Source organism: Mycobacterium sp. (assembly GCF_052143115.1).
In the GTDB taxonomy this organism is placed as follows: Bacteria; Actinomycetota; Actinomycetes; order Mycobacteriales; family Mycobacteriaceae; genus Mycobacterium.
This window is the reverse complement of record NZ_JBKQTQ010000011.1, coordinates 1-16,797: the sequence shown is the minus strand read 5'-3', so window position 1 is coordinate 16,797 and position 16,797 is coordinate 1. Positions and strand designations below refer to the sequence as shown.

Here is a 16,797-nt window from a genome sequence, read left to right as displayed (position 1 = left end):
GGCTTGACACAGGGCGGCTTGACACAGGGCTACTCATGCCACAACCCCTCCTGCAGCCAGAGGATTTTCGGCCGTTCCTCGAGGGCGAGCGTGTCGGCCAGTACCGACGGCAACTCGTCGAACCGCCGGAACACATCGACCATGTCGGGTACCACCGGCTCGGCCAGCCGCGGATACGCTGGCGCGCCGTCGATTTCGGTGATCGTCGGGTTGACCGGGTACACCTGATAGTCACCCGTCGCGACCAGATACGAATAGATCTCGTGGCTGGGCCGCGTCGGCTTGTCCGATGTGCCGACCACTGCGATGGTGCGGGTCTCCGCCAGGATGCGCCGCAGCGTCACATCGTCGGGCTGGCCGAGCATCAGTTGCTGCGGGGCGGCCGCTGCGCAGCCCGCGGAGCCGGTTGCTGGGACGGGTGCTGCGGGGGCTGTTGGGTTCTGGCCTTCGCGAACCGGTCAGAGAGCCGGCGCATCCGGATCATCAACGACGCCGCCGGGCTGGTCGTGGCATCCAGGTAGGCGCCCAGCTCGTCGGCGGGCACCCCGATCCGGGACGCGAATTCCGGCATCTTCAGTCCCGACCGTTCGATCAGCAACCGCACGTGGCGGGCCACTTCGGTGCGCTCGTTGGCCTCCAGGTGTGCGCGGGCGCGGTCCAGCACCTCCGCCAGGGCCTTGGAAATGCCGTAGGGTCGCGAGGTCTCCAGAACTTCTTCGACCTGACGGGCCGTGCGCCCGTACGGGTCGCGTTTGATCGCGACCGCGATCTGCTTCCAGGTGGCGATGTCGCCACCTTCCAGCGCTGTGCGGATGGCCGACGTCGGCCAGAACTCCACGCGCCGCTCGACATTGCGAGGGCGGACGGGGGGTCGATGCGGCGCCGGTTCGTGGCGTCGGTCGGCTGCCAACGTCACCTCGCCTCCTCCAGCATCGCCACTGCTACCGACAGGCAGCGCTGCCTGACCTCCTCCCAGTCTGCCTTCGCATCCGGACCGGGCCAACTTTCGTCGTCGAGATCCGTCGGATGTGGATCCGCGAGCCGTCGCACCAACTGGGTAGCGATCCATTGCCGCCTGGGTGATTGACTACAGTAATACCTGTCCATCCCGGCCAGTACGAATGCGGCTGTCTCGGCTTCCATCGTGTCGACCAGCTCAGCAAATTCGGTGTAGTCCCGGCTGCTGTTGCGCGACATGATCAGGTAGCCCTTGAGCCGCAGCGTCTCCGCGCCGGTCGGGATTTGCAGCCGGTCACCGGTGGGCAGCTGGACGTGGGTGGTTTCCACCGGACTGCGCCGCTCGAACCTCGGGTGGTCGGTCTCGGCCTCGGTTTCCAGCGCGTCCAGGGCGACCGAGAGCCGGCCGCGCCACAGTGTGACCGGGTGCACGGGCCGGACCGCGCGCGGTGCGGCGCGGCTGGCGCCATTGCGGTGCGACAAGCCGCCAGCGAACTTCTTGTTCGTTGAATGACCGTTGGTCGGGGCCGCCGTCCCGGCCAACGCCAACCGGTGCGTGGTGGCACTGGCGGCATCGTCATCGCCGTTGACGTGTGCCCGCAGTTCGTCGTTGCGCCCACATCCGGTGAAGGCCAGCGGGTCGGCCACGGTAATCGCGTCCGGGACCAGGTGCTTGAGTCTGGCTGCGGATTTCAGCACGATCCGCAGGTCAGCGGTGGGCACCGCCGGCGCCGAAATGTCATCGGGGATCATCAGGACATTGCCGAGATCGACTGTGGGCAGAGGCTTTTCGAAGTCAACCGAGGGCAGGATGCGCTCCAGCCAAGCCGGCAGCCACCAGTTCCACTGGCTAAACATCGCCATCAGGGCGGGCACCATCACCAGCCGCACCACTGTGGCGTCCACCGCGATCGCGACCGCGCACGCCACCCCGATTTCGGCCACCAGCGGCATGCCGGCGAACGCGAAACCGATGAACACCGCGATCATGATGAGCGCAGCGCTGGTGATGGTGCGCGCGCTGGTGCTCACCCCGTACGCCACGGCGTCGTGGGTGTGACCGGTCTGCAGGAACCGTTCCCGGATTCGGGTCAGCAAGAAGATCTCGTAGTCCATCGACAAGCCGAACGTCATGGCCAGCACCAGTGGCGGGACGGTGGAATCGATGGAGCTGATCGGCGGGAACCCGAGCTTCTCCAGCCAGCCCCACTGGAAGACCATCACCAAACTGCCGTAGGCCGCGGCCACCGACAACACCGTCATCAGCACGCCCTTGAACGCCAAGAACACCGACTGAATCGAGATCAGCAGCATGACGAAGGCGATCAGAGCAACGAAAACCAACACCAGCAGCTCGGTCTGAGACACCCGGTCGTCGAAGTCTTTGATCAGCGCGGTCGGTCCGCCCACGTCCACCTGCGCCGAGCCGGCCGCCGCCGCGGGTAGGTGGGCCCTCATCCACGCGATGCTGCTGCGCGCGCCCAGGTCCTCGGGATCGACCGACAGCACCCCGGACAACAAGGCGCTGGTGTTGTTGTCGGCGAACACCGGCGCCGCCACCGAGACGATGTCGGGCGCCTGCCCCATCTGCTGATGGATAGCCGCCAGTGTCTGAGTGTGCGCGGGCGAGGACGCCTCGCCGTCGGGGAAGGTCACCAGCACCTGCACCGGGCCCAGCGCGCCGGGACCCAGCGCCTCCGCCGCCGCTGACACTCCGGCGCGGATCTCGTGTGACGAGTTGAATTGCCGGAGCAGGCTGTTGCCCAGCACCATCGACAGGGCCGGCACCGCCATGGCAATGAGAACAGCCGATGCCGCCAACGCCGAGACCCACGGCCGGCGCATTACCCAGCCGATCCAACGACTCCAGAACCGCGACTGCGTCGTCTCGGGTCGCCGCGACCAGTGCAGCACCGCGGATCTCTTGGCGGCGGCCCGGCTGAACGTCGCCAACACGGCCGGTGTCATGGTCGTCGAGGTCAGCATCGCGACCGCGACCGCAAGGATCGCGCCGGTGGCCATCGACGCCAGCGCCGGGGTGTCGATCAGGTAGATACCTGTCAGCGAGGCCACGACGGTCATCCCGGACAGCACCACCGCGAGGCCGGACGTGGCCATCGCCGCGTCGACCGCCTCCTGCGGCTGACGCCCGGCACGCAGTTCCTCGCGGAAGCGCATCAAAATGAACAGCGAATAGTCGACCGCCAGCGCGATACCGAACATCGACACCGTCGAGGTGACGAAGACCGACATCGTGGTGTAGGCCGACAGGAGATAGACCAGTCCCATGGTGATGGCGACCGTGCAGATGCCCAATGCCAGCGGAATCGCAGCGGCGGCAAGCGAACCGAACACCGCCAGCAACACAATCAGGATGATCGGAAGGTTCCAGCGTTCCGCCGCGGCGATGTCATGTTTGGTGTTGGCCGCCGCCGCCGTACTCAGCGCACCCTGGCCGATGACGTAGAGCCGGACCCTGCCGTTTGCCATTTGTCCCGGCCGCTCGCCATGGACGCCGACCTTTGCCCGCAACTTCTTGGCGGCGTCGCTGGCGCTGCTGTTGGTGGCGGAGTCCAGTCGCAACGACACCACGTACGGCCGGTCAGGCTCCGGTGCCGGCTGGGTCGGAGTTTTCACCACCGCCACATCGGAGACTTGGCCGGCGACTTGCTGCAGAAATGTCGCGGCGGCGTTCATGTCTTCGTAGCTGGCGTCGGCGCGCGGCGCCGCCACCAGCGCCAGCGGTGACGTGCCCTGGTCGGGGTAATGCGCCTCGAGTTGGTCATGGACGCGTAGGGACTGGGATCCGGCCACCTCGAAGCCACCACCTGTGAGGTGACCCGACTGGGTCACCGTCAGGTAGATCGCGGGTATCAGCGCGAGCAACCAACCTGTGAAAACCAGCCAGCGGAATCTGCGCAGGTTGCCGCTTAGGCGCATCATGAAGTGCTGGATTTTGGTCTCCCCGCATTAGCGTTGCGTGCAGGTCAGCCTACCCCAGCAAGCTATGTGCATATGCCGGTTACGGGTCGCTGAGCTGCAACAACTCGGCAACGATGGCGGGATTTGTGGAGGCCTGATGTCGAAGCTGATCGAGTGTGAGCAGTATCTTGTCGGCTGAATTGGCCGCGCCCACGGAGTCGATGGCAGGATGGCCGGTGGGAGGTCACGATTCGGTTTCACAAGCCGCGGACCGCAGCTGGTTGCGAGGCGTACCGATATCGCGGCCCATAAGGAGCTATCTATGACTTCCCTGACTGGGGATACTGCGAAAATGCACCGACGACTGTTCGGCGTGCTGACCGCCACCGCGATGGGTGGTGCCACCGCGGCGGTGCTGCTGTCTGTGCCGTCGGCGGTCGGCGCGTCTGACCCCTGTGCTGCCAGTGAGATGGCGAGGACGATCGGCAACGTCGCCCGGTCCGCCGGCGACTACCTGGACGGGCATCCGGAGACGAACCAGGCGATGACCACCGTCATGCAACAGCCGGCGGGACCGCAGTCGGTCGACTCGCTGAAGGGCTATCTCACTGCCAACCCCAAGGCAGCCAGCGATCTGCAGACGATCGCGCAGCCGCTCGCCGGTCTGTCGACCCAGTGCAAGTTGCCGATCAGCCTTCCTCAGGTACTCGGCTTCATGCAGGGCGCGCAGGGCGGCCTGCCCGGCGGGCTGCCGAATGCTGCGGCGCAGGCCATCTCAGGGGCCCAGGGCGCCGTGTCTCCAGGCGGGGTTCCGGCCGCGGCGCCGGTCGCACCTGGCCCCGCAGTGATGCCGGGGCTCAGCGCTATCAAGTAGGCGCCCGGCTAGTTCTGGGCAGCCCCCCGGCGCCTGCGTGTGGCTGAAGTCTCGCCCGTCTTGGCGACCGGGTCCGGTGGCACCGGACCCTGGAGCGCGGCGTCGGCCGGTTCGACGGGCATCGCCCCGTTGCCGTTTTTGAGGTGTGTCGAAGCCGGGTTGCCGGCCAGGCCTGCCGCGGTGTCGGTCCCTGCGGCGGTGTCCGTGCCCGGTTCCAAGGCGTCAGGATCGGCGTCGTTCTCGGTGCGGAACATGAAGAAGAACACCACCCAGCCGACGGCGGCGAGGAATAACCAGCTGATCAGACGGTAGATCAACATCGCCGAAATAGCGCCGGACAACGGCAATCCGCTGGACACCAAACCGGGCACCAACACCGCCTCCACGACCAACAGACCGCCGGGCATCAGCGGTATCGTGCCGACCGCGCGGGCGGCCGCACAGGCCACCATCAACCCGCCGACCGACGCGTGATAACCGGCCGCGTATGCGGCGAAGCCCAGGCAGGCGACGTCAGCGAACCGGTTGACCAGTGCCCAGCTGAAGGCCACCGCGAGGTCGCGGCGGCTCAGGCTGACCGATTCCAGCTGCGAGAGCATCTGGCGCCACTTCGCCAGGCCGGCGTCGGACGGTTTACCCCGAACCGAGTTGACCCACGACAACACTCGGCACCCGATCCCGTCGATCAGCTCCGGCCGCGACGCCACCGCCTGGGCCAGCAGCAACAATGCGACGAAGCCGCCGAGGGTGAACAGCAACGAGAGGGGGTTGTTCTTCGCGCCGAGGAAGAACGCGCCGCCCAGACCCAGCAGTGCCAGCCCAACCGCTTGCAGCACGCCCGACATCACCAGCTGCCACGACGCCACCAACGTCGATGCGCCCCAAATCCGTTGCTGCCGAAGCAGAAACGTCGCTGCTAACACCGGACCGCCGGGCAGCGTAGTGCTCAACGAGTTGGCCGCGTAATAGGCGGCTTCCGACCGCAATTTCTTGACGTGCACGCCGGCCGATGCCAGCAGGGTCCGCTGAACCTCGGCGAAGCTGTGCATCAAGACGACGGCCGCCAGGGCCGAGGCCAGCAGCCACCACCAATTCGCTGAGTAGAGGCTCTTGGCGGCCTTGGCCACCTGGTCCCGCACCAGTGCCACCTCGACCGCCAGCACGATCGCGACGATGCCCAGAATGGCCCAGCGCACCCACCAGTACTTGCCGCGGGCACGTTCTTCGTGCTGACCGCTGACGTTCGTGGCCGGTGCGTCGCGCGACACGTGAATTAGCGTAGCCGCGCAGGTCGCACCAAGATCGGTGCGCGGCGCAAGTGTCCGTACTGTATTTGCGGACGGTGTGCTACCCACCGGCGGTTAGGCTTGACCATATGCCGTCGAAGGCCGACGCGGATTATGGGGATTCCGTCGAACCTCTCGTTCGGAAAACCGCTGCCTGGGCCTGGCGGCTATTGGTCATCCTGGTGGCTCTGGTCGCGCTGTTATGGGTTATCGCGCGGCTGGAAATCATCGTCGTCCCGCTGCTGCTGGCGTTGATGCTGAGCGCACTGCTGATCCATCCGGTGGATTGGCTGGACCGGCGGGGCGCGCCCCGCGGTGGCGCGGTCGCCCTGGTGTTATTGGCTGGCTTCGCGATTCTGGGCGGCATCATGACGTTCGTCATCAGCCAATTCGTCATCGGTTTGCCGGATCTGGTCAACCAGGTCACCCGCAGCATCGATAAAACCCGCAATTGGCTGATCGAGGGGCCGCTACATCTGAGCCGCCAACAGATCGAGAACGCCGGGAACGCGGCCATCCAGGCGCTGCAGAACAATCAGGCGAAGTTAACCAGCGGCGCGCTGTCGACTGCGGCCACCGTCACCGAGATCCTCACTGCGGCACTGCTGATGTTTTTCACGCTGATCTTCTTCCTCTACGGCGGACGCAATATCTGGCAGTACGTCACGAAGATCTTCCCTACCGACGTCCGGGACCGGGTGCGGGCCGCGGGCAACGCGGGATACGGGTCGCTGGTCGGCTACGTGCGGGCCACCTTCCTGGTGGCGTTGGTCGACGCGGTGGGAGTCGGCACCGGCCTGGCGATCATGAGCGTGCCACTGGCTCTGCCGCTGGCCTCGTTGGTGTTCCTCGGTGCGTTCATCCCGCTGGTCGGTGCCTTCATCAGCGGCTTTCTCGCGGTGGTGGTGGCACTGCTTGCGAAAGGATTCGTCTACGCGCTCATCACGCTTGGCGTGCTCATCGGCGTCAACCAACTCGAAGCGCACATCCTGCAGCCGTTGGTGATGGGCCGCGCGGTATCGATCCATCCGTTGGCGGTGGTGGTGGCGATCTCGACGGGCGGTGTGCTCGCCGGGGTCGTCGGCGCGCTGCTCGCGGTCCCGACGGTCGCTTTCTTCAACAACGCGTTCCAGGTGCTGCTGGCCGATGATCCGTCCGCCGCCGCCAAAAAGACCGACGACGATGCGGTCATCATGCAGGCCGAGCCGGATGAGCTGGAGCCCGAAAGCGGAACCGCGGACTAAATCCGATTGCCCCGCTAGATCCGGCCCTCGCGGCGCAACAGATCCTGCGCGCTGAGCCCGCCGCCGTGGCGTTGACGCGGACGGTCGGGACTGTCGGCGTTGTTTGCGCGGGAGTTCAGTTTCTGGGTCGCGACGTCGGGATCCTTCTCGTCCCGCGGACCGGTCGGGATGGCGGTAGTGGCATCCTCTGCGGGCGGCTGCTGCCCCGAGGAGCGGTCGCTCGGCACCTGCATGGCCCGGGTCGGATCGGCGGACGGCTTCGATGGCGGCGGAGGGGTGGCTGTGCCGCGAGGATCGCCGGGGCGGTCGTTGTGCTTCGACCCGCGCAGATCGCTGAGCCAGGACTCGATTTCGCGATCTTCACCGCCGGGTGGCTGCGGCCCCGGCGGCGCTGCGGCGGGCGGTTGGGGTGGGCGCTCGTGTCCGGGGGCGGGAGCGCTTTCAGGGCTCGGTTGGGCGGAAAAGCGAGTCGTCGGCGGCTCTTGGGGCTCAGCGCGTCCCGGGACGCGCATTTTCGTGGTGCCGGCAGCCGAGGGCGTGTCCTGAGCCGGTGGCCGGTAGTCCGGTCGAGGCGCCGGCCCAGCCGGTCTGCCGGACCGCGGCGGGGCCTCCGCGCCGGGGTGGGTGGGGTCGTGCGGTGGACGGGGTTGTCCAGCGACGGCGGGGGATGCGGCGACCGCCGGTCGCTCGGCCCGGCGGGGGACGGGCTTCTTGCGCTCGTCGGGCAGGTGAATCTCGCCCAGCCCGATGCGGTTCTGCAGCCGCCTCATCCACAGTGGCGCCCACCAGCAGTCGTCGCCAAGGAGCTTCATCACCGACGGCACCAGGAACATCCGGATGACGGTGGCGTCCAACAGAAGTGCTGCCATCAGCCCAAACGCCAGGTACTTCATCATCACCAAGTCGGAGAAGATGAACGAGCCGGCGACCACGGCAAGGACGGTCGCCGCGGCGGTGATGATGCGACCGGTGGCTGCGGTTCCGATCCGGATGGCCTCCGCGGTGGACATGCCGCGTGCGCGTGCCTCAACCATCCGGGACACCAGAAATACTTCGTAGTCGGTCGATAGCCCGAAGACGACCGCGATGATCAGACCGATCACCGGCGCGGTCAGCGGTGTCGGCGTGAAATTCAGCAACTTGGCGAAGTGGCCGTCAACGAAGATCCACGTCAAGATGCCCATCGTCGACCCGAGCGTCAACGTGCTCATCACGGTGGCTTTGATCGGCAGCACCAGCGATCCGAACGCCAGGAACATCAACAGCGTGGTGGTGGTCAACAGAATGACCAACATCAACGGCAGCTTGCTGAAAATGCCGTGGATGGCGTCCTGCTCAAGCGCGGGTGTGCCGCCGACCAGAACCGTCAGCCCCTTCGGCGCGGAGATAGCCCGCAATTCGTTGATCTTCTTGGCCGAATCGTTCGGCTTCTCCAGCCCGTTCTGGATCACCCGCACCGCGTCGTCCTTGGGGTGGCTCGCCCCGGCGGGGCCTGCTACGCAGGGATTATCGGCGATCGTCGGACACGGCCGGTCCTGCCAGCTCTTGTCGGTGAACCCGTTGATTGAGCCGACATCGTTGCGGATTTCGGCAACCTGCTGATCGGTGACCTTGCCGCCGTTGTTGCTTTGGATCACCATGGTGAGCTGCTGGGTGCGGTAGCCCGGGAACAGCGTGTCGAATTTCTCCTGGGCCACCCGGACCGGGTTATCCGGCGGAAGGTATTTTTCGCTGAAGGCGCCGAGCTTCAGGTTTCCCAGCGGGATGATCAGCAGGATCATCCCGACGACGATCGGAATGGCGAACACCAGCGGGCGCTTCATCACCCGGTTGACCAACTTGCCCCAGAACTCGTGCTCGACCTCTTCGCGGGTTTTGGTCTTTTGCAGCAGGTTTGCCAGCCAGTTGAGGTACACGCGCGACGGCTTCCAGTTCGCCAAGAACGGCACCCGCAACAGGTCTCGCACGCCCAGCGCGTCGACGCGGTGGCCCAGGATTCCGAGCACGGCCGGCAGGATGGTGATCGACAAGATCGCCGACAGCATGACCGCTGCGATGACGGCATAGGTCAGCGATTTCAGGAAGCCCTGCGGGAACACCAGCATGCTGGCCCCCGACACCGCGATCAGCACCGCCGAGAACGTCACCGTGCGCCCGGCCGTCATCATCGTGCGGCGAACCGCGACCTCGCTGTCATAGCCCTCGGCGATCTCCTCCCGAAACCGGCTCACCACGAACAGGCCATAGTCGACGGCGATACCGAGGCCGATCATGGTCACCACGGGTTGGGCGAAGAAGTTCACCGGACTAAACATCGCCACGAGACGCATGATGCCCAGCGCGCCGGCGATCGCCAGGCCGCCGACCATCACCGGCAGGCACGCGGCGACCACCCCGCCGAAAACCAGGAACAACACCACCGCCACCAGCGGCACCGCCAGAAGTTCCATTCGCCGTTGGTCGGTTTCGATGGTGCCGGTCAAGCCGTTGGCCACCGGCTCGAGGCCGGCGACGCCGACCTTGCCGCCATCAAGCTTCACCAGGTCGGGCGCGACCGCCTTGTAGTTATTGAGAATCGAGTCGTCGCTGTCGCCCTTGAGCATGATGGACACAAAGGTGTGCTTCTTGTCCTCGGTCGCCATTCCCTTGACTGCCGCGGCATTCGGTGCTCGCAGGTAGCCGACCCAGTCCAGTACCTGCTCGGGGTGATCGGTTTTGAATTTGTTGAGTTGATCCGTGATCTGCTTCGACCAGGCCGGGTCGTCGACCGTCTTGCCCTGCGGAGCCGTGAAGGTCGCCACGATGTGGCTGGTCCGGTCGCGGCCGTAGGTGTCGTCGCCCAGTACCGACGCCTTGACCGACTGACTGCTGTCGTCGAAGAAACCACTCTGGGTGACGTGCTTGCCGAGGCTGACCCCGAAGATGCCTGCGCCGAGGCACAGCGCCACCATGACGCCGATGACGACGTACCGGTAGCGGTACACAGTTCGACCCCACCAGGCGAACACGTAAGCTCCTTACTGGATCTGCGGCGACCCGCGCATTGGTTTTGAGTTGTCAGACACGCGAGGTCAGCAACGAAGACAGCGGCCGGAATGGTTGCAGCCACGCCCCCTTCTCAGGCAGCGAATCGAGGCCGATTCGCGGCAGCGGCTCCCGGAAAACACCCGCGATGTCCTCCAGATCAACAAACTCCAAGGTATCCGACGCTAGCGCCCAACTGGCGTGTTCGCGAAATCCAAGCACCTGAACGGGTACCCGGCTGCGGGCGATTTCCTCAAGCGGCTGGCGGAAGGCCTGGCCATCAGCGGACGCCACCACCAGCGCCGCCAGACCGTCGGCGCTGCGCCGCGCGATGTGGTCCAGCATGTCGCTGTCGACATCGCTGTCTTCGTCGAGTTTCGGCTTGGCGAAAACAGCGAATCCCACATTACGCAGCGCATCCACCCACGGCCGGACCACTTCGGCGCTGCCCGCCGCGATGTTGGTGAACACGGTGGCCTCGGGTTCGGTTGAAACATCTTGTCGATCGGCTCCGACCTCGGCGGTGCGGGCCAGCAACCAGCGGCCAAGGGCGTCGAAGCGCGGGCGTTCCAGTGCGGTGGGCCGACGGCCCAGGATGGATCCCAGGCCCATGTCCAGGTTCGGCGCGTCCCACACCAGCAGCACCCGCTGAACTGCTGGTCCGGCATCGGGCACGGCGTCACCGGAAAGTGCCACCGGTGCGGTAACGGGTGGGGTCGGTTCCGCGATCATTTCTTCGGTCAGGCTCATGGTCGGTTTCTTTCGGAGCGGCTCTCCCACACCAGTTCGGTGACGGCGCTGCCGGCATCCTGCGCCTTGTTCTCGTATTTAGTCGTCGGGCGGATGACCGAGATCGCCAGTTCGCCGAGCGGATCCACCCGCTTGAGGCGAGGTTCGGCATCGCCAACCTCGGCGATCTGCTCGGCGTAGCCGGGATGGTCGGTGGCGGCATGCAGCACACCCCCGAGACGGAGCCGGTCAGCGATCAGGGCCACCGTGGCGGGCTGGAGCAGCCGGCGCTTGTGATGCCGGGCCTTGGGCCATGGATCGGGAAAGAACACCCTGACGCCGCTCAGCGAGCCCGGCGCGATCAGAGATTCCAGCACATCGACAGCATCCCCGCGGATCAACCGGATATTGGTGACGCTCTCTCGATCGATGGCGCTGAGCAGTTGCGCGAGCCCGCGCCGATAGACCTCGACGGCGATCACGTCGACTTCTGGCTCGTCTTGCGCCATCGCCAGCGTAGAAGTCCCTGTGCCGCAGCCGATTTCGAGTACGAGCGGAGCATCGCGGCCAAACCAGGCGCGGGTATCCAGTGGCTCGTCCGGCGCGTCGGGGCTGTGTTGCGGCGTCGCTATGGTGCCCAGGTCGGGCCACAACCGCTCCCAGGTTCGCTGCTGGGCGGGCGACAACGCCGACCGCCGCGACCGGAAGCTGGTGGTCCGGCGATACCGGCCGGCAGTGCGCGCCGCAGGCAGGGCGTCTGGCGGTGGCGGCGGTGTGACCGCTTCCACCGAGGGCTGCGCACGCATCCGTTCATCGTTACCCATGAATCGACGATGTTGCCGCCCGCGGATCAGATTGATACCCAACAGTTGCTTTCGGCTGGTAGCGGGTGGCTCGCATCGCGGCGACTCAGATGTCACCATTCCAGCGACAGACCCGGCTCGCCGGCAAGCCCGGTAGGTGCCAAGGGGACCGGAAGGGCTCGGTGACAATGGGGCGATGTCACAGTAGTACTGGCATTTTGCCGGGATGGACCTGACAGGCGAAACACATGATCGGACAGGGGCGTCAGATTTTCGTCGATGAGCTGGAGCGATTTGCCACCGGGGTGGCTGACTCGCGCTGTGCCGCGATCGCCGATCGGCTCGCCGCGCCGCTTCGGGTGGCGGTGTCCGGACGTCGGGGCGTAGGCCGCAGCACTGTCGCGCGCGCGCTGGCGCGCGCTGCCGACCTGCGCGGGACGATCACCCTTTCCACGTCGCCGGAAGTCGACGTGGACGTCTACGTCGTCGCCGAAGTGGTCAAACCCGAGGATCGTGACGCGATCGCGGCGGCCAACCGGCCGGTCGTGGCGGTGCTGAACAAGGCGGATCTGATCGCAACCGGCCAACCGGGCCTGCACCGCCACGGGCCGACCAGCGCGGCGAGAACCCGCTGCGCACGGCTTTCCGCCCGCACCGGTCTGCCGATCCAGCCGGTGGTTGGAGTGCTCGCGGTTGCCGCGCTCGACGACGTGCTGGACGACGCACTGTGGGCCGCGCTGCAGGTGCTGGCCACTCGGCCCGCCGACCTGAGCTCGCCGGACAGCTTTCTCACCGGCGGGCACCCAGTGTCCGTCGAGCTGCGGCGGCGGCTGCTCGACACCCTCGACGTGTTCGGCGTCGAGCAGGCCCTGGAAGCGATCCGGGATGGCGCGACGCGTGACCAGACCCGCGCCGTGTTGCGCCGCCTGAGCTGCATTGACGATGTCGTCGACACGATCGGGTCGATAGGCGCACAGGTGCACTACCGCCGCGTGCTGGACGCCGTCGCCGAGTTGGAGACGCTGGCCGTCACCGACCTGCGAGTCGGCGAATTCCTGTCTTGCGACGACACCGTGATCGCCCGGATGACGGCGGCCATAGACGTCGTCGAGGCGGCCGGCATGCAGGTCGATCGCTGCGATAGCGGCGCGGCACATCTGCGCCGCGCCATGGGGTGGCAACGCTACAGCCGTGGGCCGGTGGCGGGCCTGCACCGCGCCTGTGGCGCGGACATCGTCAGGGGCTCGCTGCGGCTATGGTCAAAGGTCGGGAGTTCAGCGTGACCGACCAGGCAGGCAGCGGCGCAATCGCCGCAGAAGGCGCAGAAGACGCAGTCGATGCAATGGTGGCGGCGATCGGGCCGCGGCTGGGTGCGCCGACCACGCAGCGCCGCGACGTGGTCCTGGTGACCGGGCCGTGGCTGGCCGGGGTCAGTGGCGTGGTCGCGGCACTGTGCGAACGGTTGCCCGAGCACACGTTCATCGAGCCAGCCGAGCTGGCGGCCGGCGAAGCGCCGACGGCGGTGGTCTTCGTCGTCTCGGCGGCGGCCGCGTTGACCGAATCCGACTGCGCGCTGCTCGACGCCGCGACCACCGATACCGACGCGGTGATCGGTGTGGTGTCGAAGATCGACGTGCATCGCGCCTGGCGCGATGTGCTGGCCACCGACCGCGACGCGCTGTCGGCGCACGCGCCGCGCTACCGTGACGTGCCCTGGGTCGGCGTGGCTGCCCTGCCCGAGCGCGGTGAACCACGCGTCGACGACCTCGTCGTCGCGGTACGCGAACAACTCGCCGACACCGATCTTCCGCGACGAAACAGGTTGCGCGCGTGGGAATCCCGGTTGCAGAACGTCGCTGACCGCTACGATCGTGACGCCGACGGCGCGGGTCGGCGGGCGCGGGTCGAGGCATTACGTGAGCAGCGCAGCGGTATTTTGCGGCAGCGACGGCTGTCGAAGTCCGAGCGCACGATCGCGCTGCGCAGCCAAACCCAGCAGGCTCGCGTCCAGCTGTCTTACTACGCCCGCAACCGCTGCGCCTCGGTGCGCTCAGAGCTGCAGGAGGATCTGGGAAGTCTCACCCGACGCAAACTGCCGGAGTTCGAGGCGTACGCCCGCGGGCGCATCGACGAGGTGGTCGGCGAGGTGGACAGCGGCACCAGCGAGCATTTGGCCGACATGGCACAAGGCCTGGGGCTGCCGACCGGCCCGCCGGCACCCGTCGCACTCCCGACGATCGAGATACCGCCTCCACAGCTGAAGTCGCGGCGACTGGAGACCCGGTTGATGATGCTGGTGGGTGCCGGTTTCGGGTTGGGCGTCGCGTTGACGCTCAGCCGGTTGTTGGCCGACCTGGCTCCCGGACTCACCGTGGCCGGGGCCGTCGCATGTGCGGCGATCGGCCTTGCGCTCACCGTCTGGGTGGTCGGCACTCGCGGCGTACTGCGCGATCGCGCATTGCTGGACCGTTGGGCCGGCGAGGCGACCGGCCTGCTGCGGTCCGCGCTCGAGCAGCTGGTCGCGACTCGGGTGCTAGGAGCTGAGTCGTCGCTGACCACGGCGCTGGGCGAGCAAGACGAGGTCGAGAGCGCGCGGGTCAACGAACAGGTCGGCGTGATCGATACCGAGCTGCGCGAGCACGCCGTCGTCGGGGCGCGGGCGGCGGCGCTGCGAGGCCGGGAGATGCCGACGCTACAGGCCGCGCTCGAGGCGGTGCGGGCGGAGCTTGGCGAACCGGCTCCGCCCGGCGACGATGCGGGCCCCGGAGCGGCCCGGGGAGGAACCGGGCAGTTGGCTGGGGCGGAGACCAGTGAACCAGGAACCGGCGACCCCGACAGCCCGACCGATGCCGGCACCGATGAAATTGGCGAAACCCCGTCGACGAATACCGCGGATAACGTGATCTGAATCGTTCCTGTGAGTGATCCAATACCCGGCCGACCTGCCCTGGCGACATTCCCCGCGATAACCTGTATAAAGGGCCACCGCAAAGCCGCACGGGCGAAATGGTCCGCTCTGAGCCTTAGAGCAGCCGCCTACGCAGGAGAGTGCAGGAGATTTCGATGACTTCAGCGACCGTTCCAGGTCTGGATACCGCCCCGACTAACCACCAGGGCTTGCTGTCCTGGGTGGAGGAGGTCGCCGAGCTCACCCAGCCGGACCGGGTGGTCTTCGCTGACGGTTCCGAAGAGGAGTGGCGGCGCGTCTGCGAGCAGTTGGTGGAAGCGGGCACCTTCACGCCGCTGAACCCGAAAAAGCAGCCCAACTCCTACCTGGCGTTGTCGGACCCCTCTGACGTGGCGCGCGTCGAATCGCGGACCTTCATCTGTTCCGAGCGCCAGATCGACGCCGGTCCGACCAACAACTGGATGGAACCGAGCGAGATGCGCTCGACCATGACCGATCTGTACCGCGGCTGCATGCGGGGCCGCACCATGTGGGTGGTGCCGTTCTGCATGGGCCCGCTTGGTGCCGACGATCCCAAGCTGGGCGTGGAGATCACCGACTCGGAATACGTCGTCGTTTCGATGCGCACCATGACTCGCATGGGCAAGGCCGCATTGGAGAAGATCGGTGACGACGGGTTCTTCGTTAAGGCATTGCATTCCGTCGGCGCTCCGTTGGAGGACGGGCAAACGGACGTCCCGTGGCCGTGCAACGACACCAAATACATCACCCACTTCCCGGAGACCCGCGAAATCTGGAGTTACGGTTCGGGTTACGGCGGCAATGCCCTACTGGGCAAGAAGTGTTATTCGCTGCGAATCGCTTCGGCCATGGCTCACGACGAGGGCTGGCTGGCCGAGCACATGTTGATCCTCAAGCTGATTTCCCCCGAGAACAAGGCTTACTACTTCGCGGCGGCGTTCCCGTCGGCGTGCGGCAAGACCAACCTCGCGATGATTCAGCCGACCGTCCCGGGCTGGCGCGCCGAAACGCTCGGTGACGACATCGCCTGGATGCGGTTCGGCAAGGACGGCCGGTTGTATGCGGTCAACCCGGAATTTGGCTTCTTCGGGGTGGCACCGGGCACCAACTGGAAGTCCAACCCCAACGCCATGCGGACCATCGCCGCGGGCAACACCGTCTTCACTAACGTCGCGCTGACCGACGACAACGACGTGTGGTGGGAAGGCCTGGAGGGCGAGCCGGATCACCTGATCGACTGGAAGGGCCACGACTGGATTATTCGCGAGACGGAAACCAAAGCTGCGCATCCGAATTCGCGGTACTGCACGCCGATGTCGCAGTGCCCGATCCTGGCGCCGGAATGGGACGACCCGCAAGGGGTGCCGATCTCGGGGATCCTGTTCGGCGGCCGCCGCAAGACCACGGTGCCGTTGGTGACCCAGGCCCGCGACTGGCAACACGGCGTATTTATCGGTGCCACCCTCGGTTCCGAGCAGACCGCCGCGGCGGAGGGCAAGGTCGGCACCGTGCGCCGTGACCCGATGGCCATGCTGCCGTTCCTGGGCTACAACGTCGGCGACTACTTCCAGCACTGGATCGACCTGGGCAAGAACTCAGACGAGTCCAAGCTGCCGAAGGTGTTCTTCGTCAACTGGTTCCGCCGCGGCGAAGACGGCAAGTTCCTGTGGCCGGGCTTCGGCGAGAACAGCCGCGTGCTGAAGTGGATCGTCGACCGCATCGAGCACAAGGGCAGCGGCCAGGAAACCCCGATCGGCATCGTGCCTTCCGCTAACGATCTGGATTTGGACGGGCTGGACATCGACATCGCCGATGTGGAGAAAGCGCTCGTGGTCGACGCGAGCGAATGGCGCAAGGAACTGCCACTGATCGAGGAGTGGTTCGAATTCGTCGGCGAGAAACTGCCGACCGGTGTCAAGGACGAGTTCGAGGCGCTCAAGCAGCGGCTGGCTGAGGCCGACTAACCGCAGTAAGCGCGAGCAGAAGTTCCGCCCGTGCTTGCTCGATCTGCTCAAGTGCATATTGGGCG

12 protein-coding genes are annotated in these 16,797 nt (G+C 66.4%); 5 read left to right on the top strand and 7 right to left on the bottom strand.

What is annotated here, in order from left to right; translation table 11 throughout:
* Nucleotides 1–29: 29 nt before the first annotated feature.
* The 3 genes from ACLQI9_RS01180 to ACLQI9_RS01170 are packed head-to-tail and all read right to left on the bottom strand — an operon-like array spanning nucleotide 30 to nucleotide 3,900.
* Nucleotides 30–365: a CoA-binding protein gene (locus ACLQI9_RS01180; RefSeq protein ID WP_442380422.1), complete on the bottom strand. Its 336-nt coding sequence runs from the start codon at nucleotides 363–365 to the stop codon at nucleotides 30–32.
* Entirely contained in the window at nucleotides 365–916 is a 552-nt protein-coding gene (locus ACLQI9_RS01175) for an XRE family transcriptional regulator (protein ID WP_442380420.1), read from the bottom strand. Before ACLQI9_RS01175 ends, ACLQI9_RS01180 begins: the two co-directional genes overlap by 1 nt.
* The gene (locus tag ACLQI9_RS01170) at nucleotides 913–3,900 is read right to left on the bottom strand and encodes an MMPL family transporter (RefSeq protein WP_442380419.1); all 2,988 of its coding nucleotides are present in this window, start codon (nucleotides 3,898–3,900) and stop codon (nucleotides 913–915) included. The genes ACLQI9_RS01175 and ACLQI9_RS01170 overlap by 4 nt, the downstream gene beginning before the upstream one ends.
* Nucleotides 3,901–4,210: 310 nt before the next feature.
* Here ACLQI9_RS01170 and ACLQI9_RS01165 point away from each other — a divergent pair, with 310 nt between their 5' ends.
* A complete protein-coding gene (locus ACLQI9_RS01165; protein ID WP_442380451.1) occupies nucleotides 4,211–4,753 on the top strand; it encodes a hemophore in 543 nt (180 codons plus the stop codon).
* A gap of 8 nt (nucleotides 4,754–4,761) precedes the next feature.
* Here ACLQI9_RS01165 and ACLQI9_RS01160 read toward each other — a convergent pair whose 3' ends face one another.
* On the bottom strand, nucleotides 4,762–6,021 hold the full coding sequence (locus ACLQI9_RS01160) for a lysylphosphatidylglycerol synthase transmembrane domain-containing protein (RefSeq protein WP_442380417.1): 1,260 nt from the start codon (nucleotides 6,019–6,021) through the stop codon (nucleotides 4,762–4,764).
* A 107-nt stretch (nucleotides 6,022–6,128) separates the two neighbouring features.
* Between ACLQI9_RS01160 and ACLQI9_RS01155 the strand changes: the two genes are divergently transcribed.
* Nucleotides 6,129–7,283, top strand: coding sequence for an AI-2E family transporter (locus ACLQI9_RS01155; RefSeq protein WP_442380415.1), 1,155 nt, complete (start codon nucleotides 6,129–6,131; stop codon nucleotides 7,281–7,283).
* Nucleotides 7,284–7,297: 14 nt separating this feature from the next.
* On the opposite strand, the gene ACLQI9_RS01150 is transcribed toward ACLQI9_RS01155, so the two are convergent.
* From ACLQI9_RS01150 to trmB, 3 genes are read right to left on the bottom strand one after another with little or no spacing between them, the layout of a single operon-like run.
* Nucleotides 7,298–10,291 carry an MMPL family transporter gene (locus ACLQI9_RS01150; RefSeq protein ID WP_442380413.1) on the bottom strand — a complete coding sequence of 998 codons (2,994 nt, stop codon included), beginning with the start codon at nucleotides 10,289–10,291 and terminating at the stop codon, nucleotides 7,298–7,300.
* Nucleotides 10,292–10,340: 49 nt separating this feature from the next.
* The gene (locus ACLQI9_RS01145) at nucleotides 10,341–11,057 is read right to left on the bottom strand and encodes an NYN domain-containing protein (protein ID WP_442380412.1); all 717 of its coding nucleotides are present in this window, start codon (nucleotides 11,055–11,057) and stop codon (nucleotides 10,341–10,343) included.
* A complete protein-coding gene (trmB, locus tag ACLQI9_RS01140; protein WP_442380410.1) occupies nucleotides 11,054–11,860 on the bottom strand; it encodes a tRNA (guanosine(46)-N7)-methyltransferase TrmB in 807 nt (268 codons plus the stop codon). Before trmB ends, ACLQI9_RS01145 begins: the two co-directional genes overlap by 4 nt.
* A gap of 227 nt (nucleotides 11,861–12,087) precedes the next feature.
* On the opposite strand from trmB, the gene ACLQI9_RS01135 reads away from it, so the two are divergent.
* The 3 genes from ACLQI9_RS01135 to ACLQI9_RS01125 all read left to right on the top strand — a co-directional run bounded on the left by ACLQI9_RS01135 (nucleotide 12,088) and on the right by ACLQI9_RS01125 (nucleotide 16,732).
* Nucleotides 12,088–13,122: a hypothetical protein gene (locus ACLQI9_RS01135; protein WP_442380408.1), complete on the top strand. Its 1,035-nt coding sequence runs from the start codon at nucleotides 12,088–12,090 to the stop codon at nucleotides 13,120–13,122.
* A 59-nt stretch (nucleotides 13,123–13,181) separates the two neighbouring features.
* Nucleotides 13,182–14,747 (top strand): hypothetical protein, encoded by a 1,566-nt coding sequence (locus ACLQI9_RS01130; protein ID WP_442380449.1) that lies wholly within the window; start codon nucleotides 13,182–13,184, stop codon nucleotides 14,745–14,747.
* Between the two features lie 155 nt (nucleotides 14,748–14,902).
* Nucleotides 14,903–16,732, top strand: coding sequence for a phosphoenolpyruvate carboxykinase (GTP) (locus ACLQI9_RS01125; RefSeq protein ID WP_442390802.1), 1,830 nt, complete (start codon nucleotides 14,903–14,905; stop codon nucleotides 16,730–16,732).
* The last annotated feature ends 65 nt before the right edge of the window (nucleotides 16,733–16,797 follow it).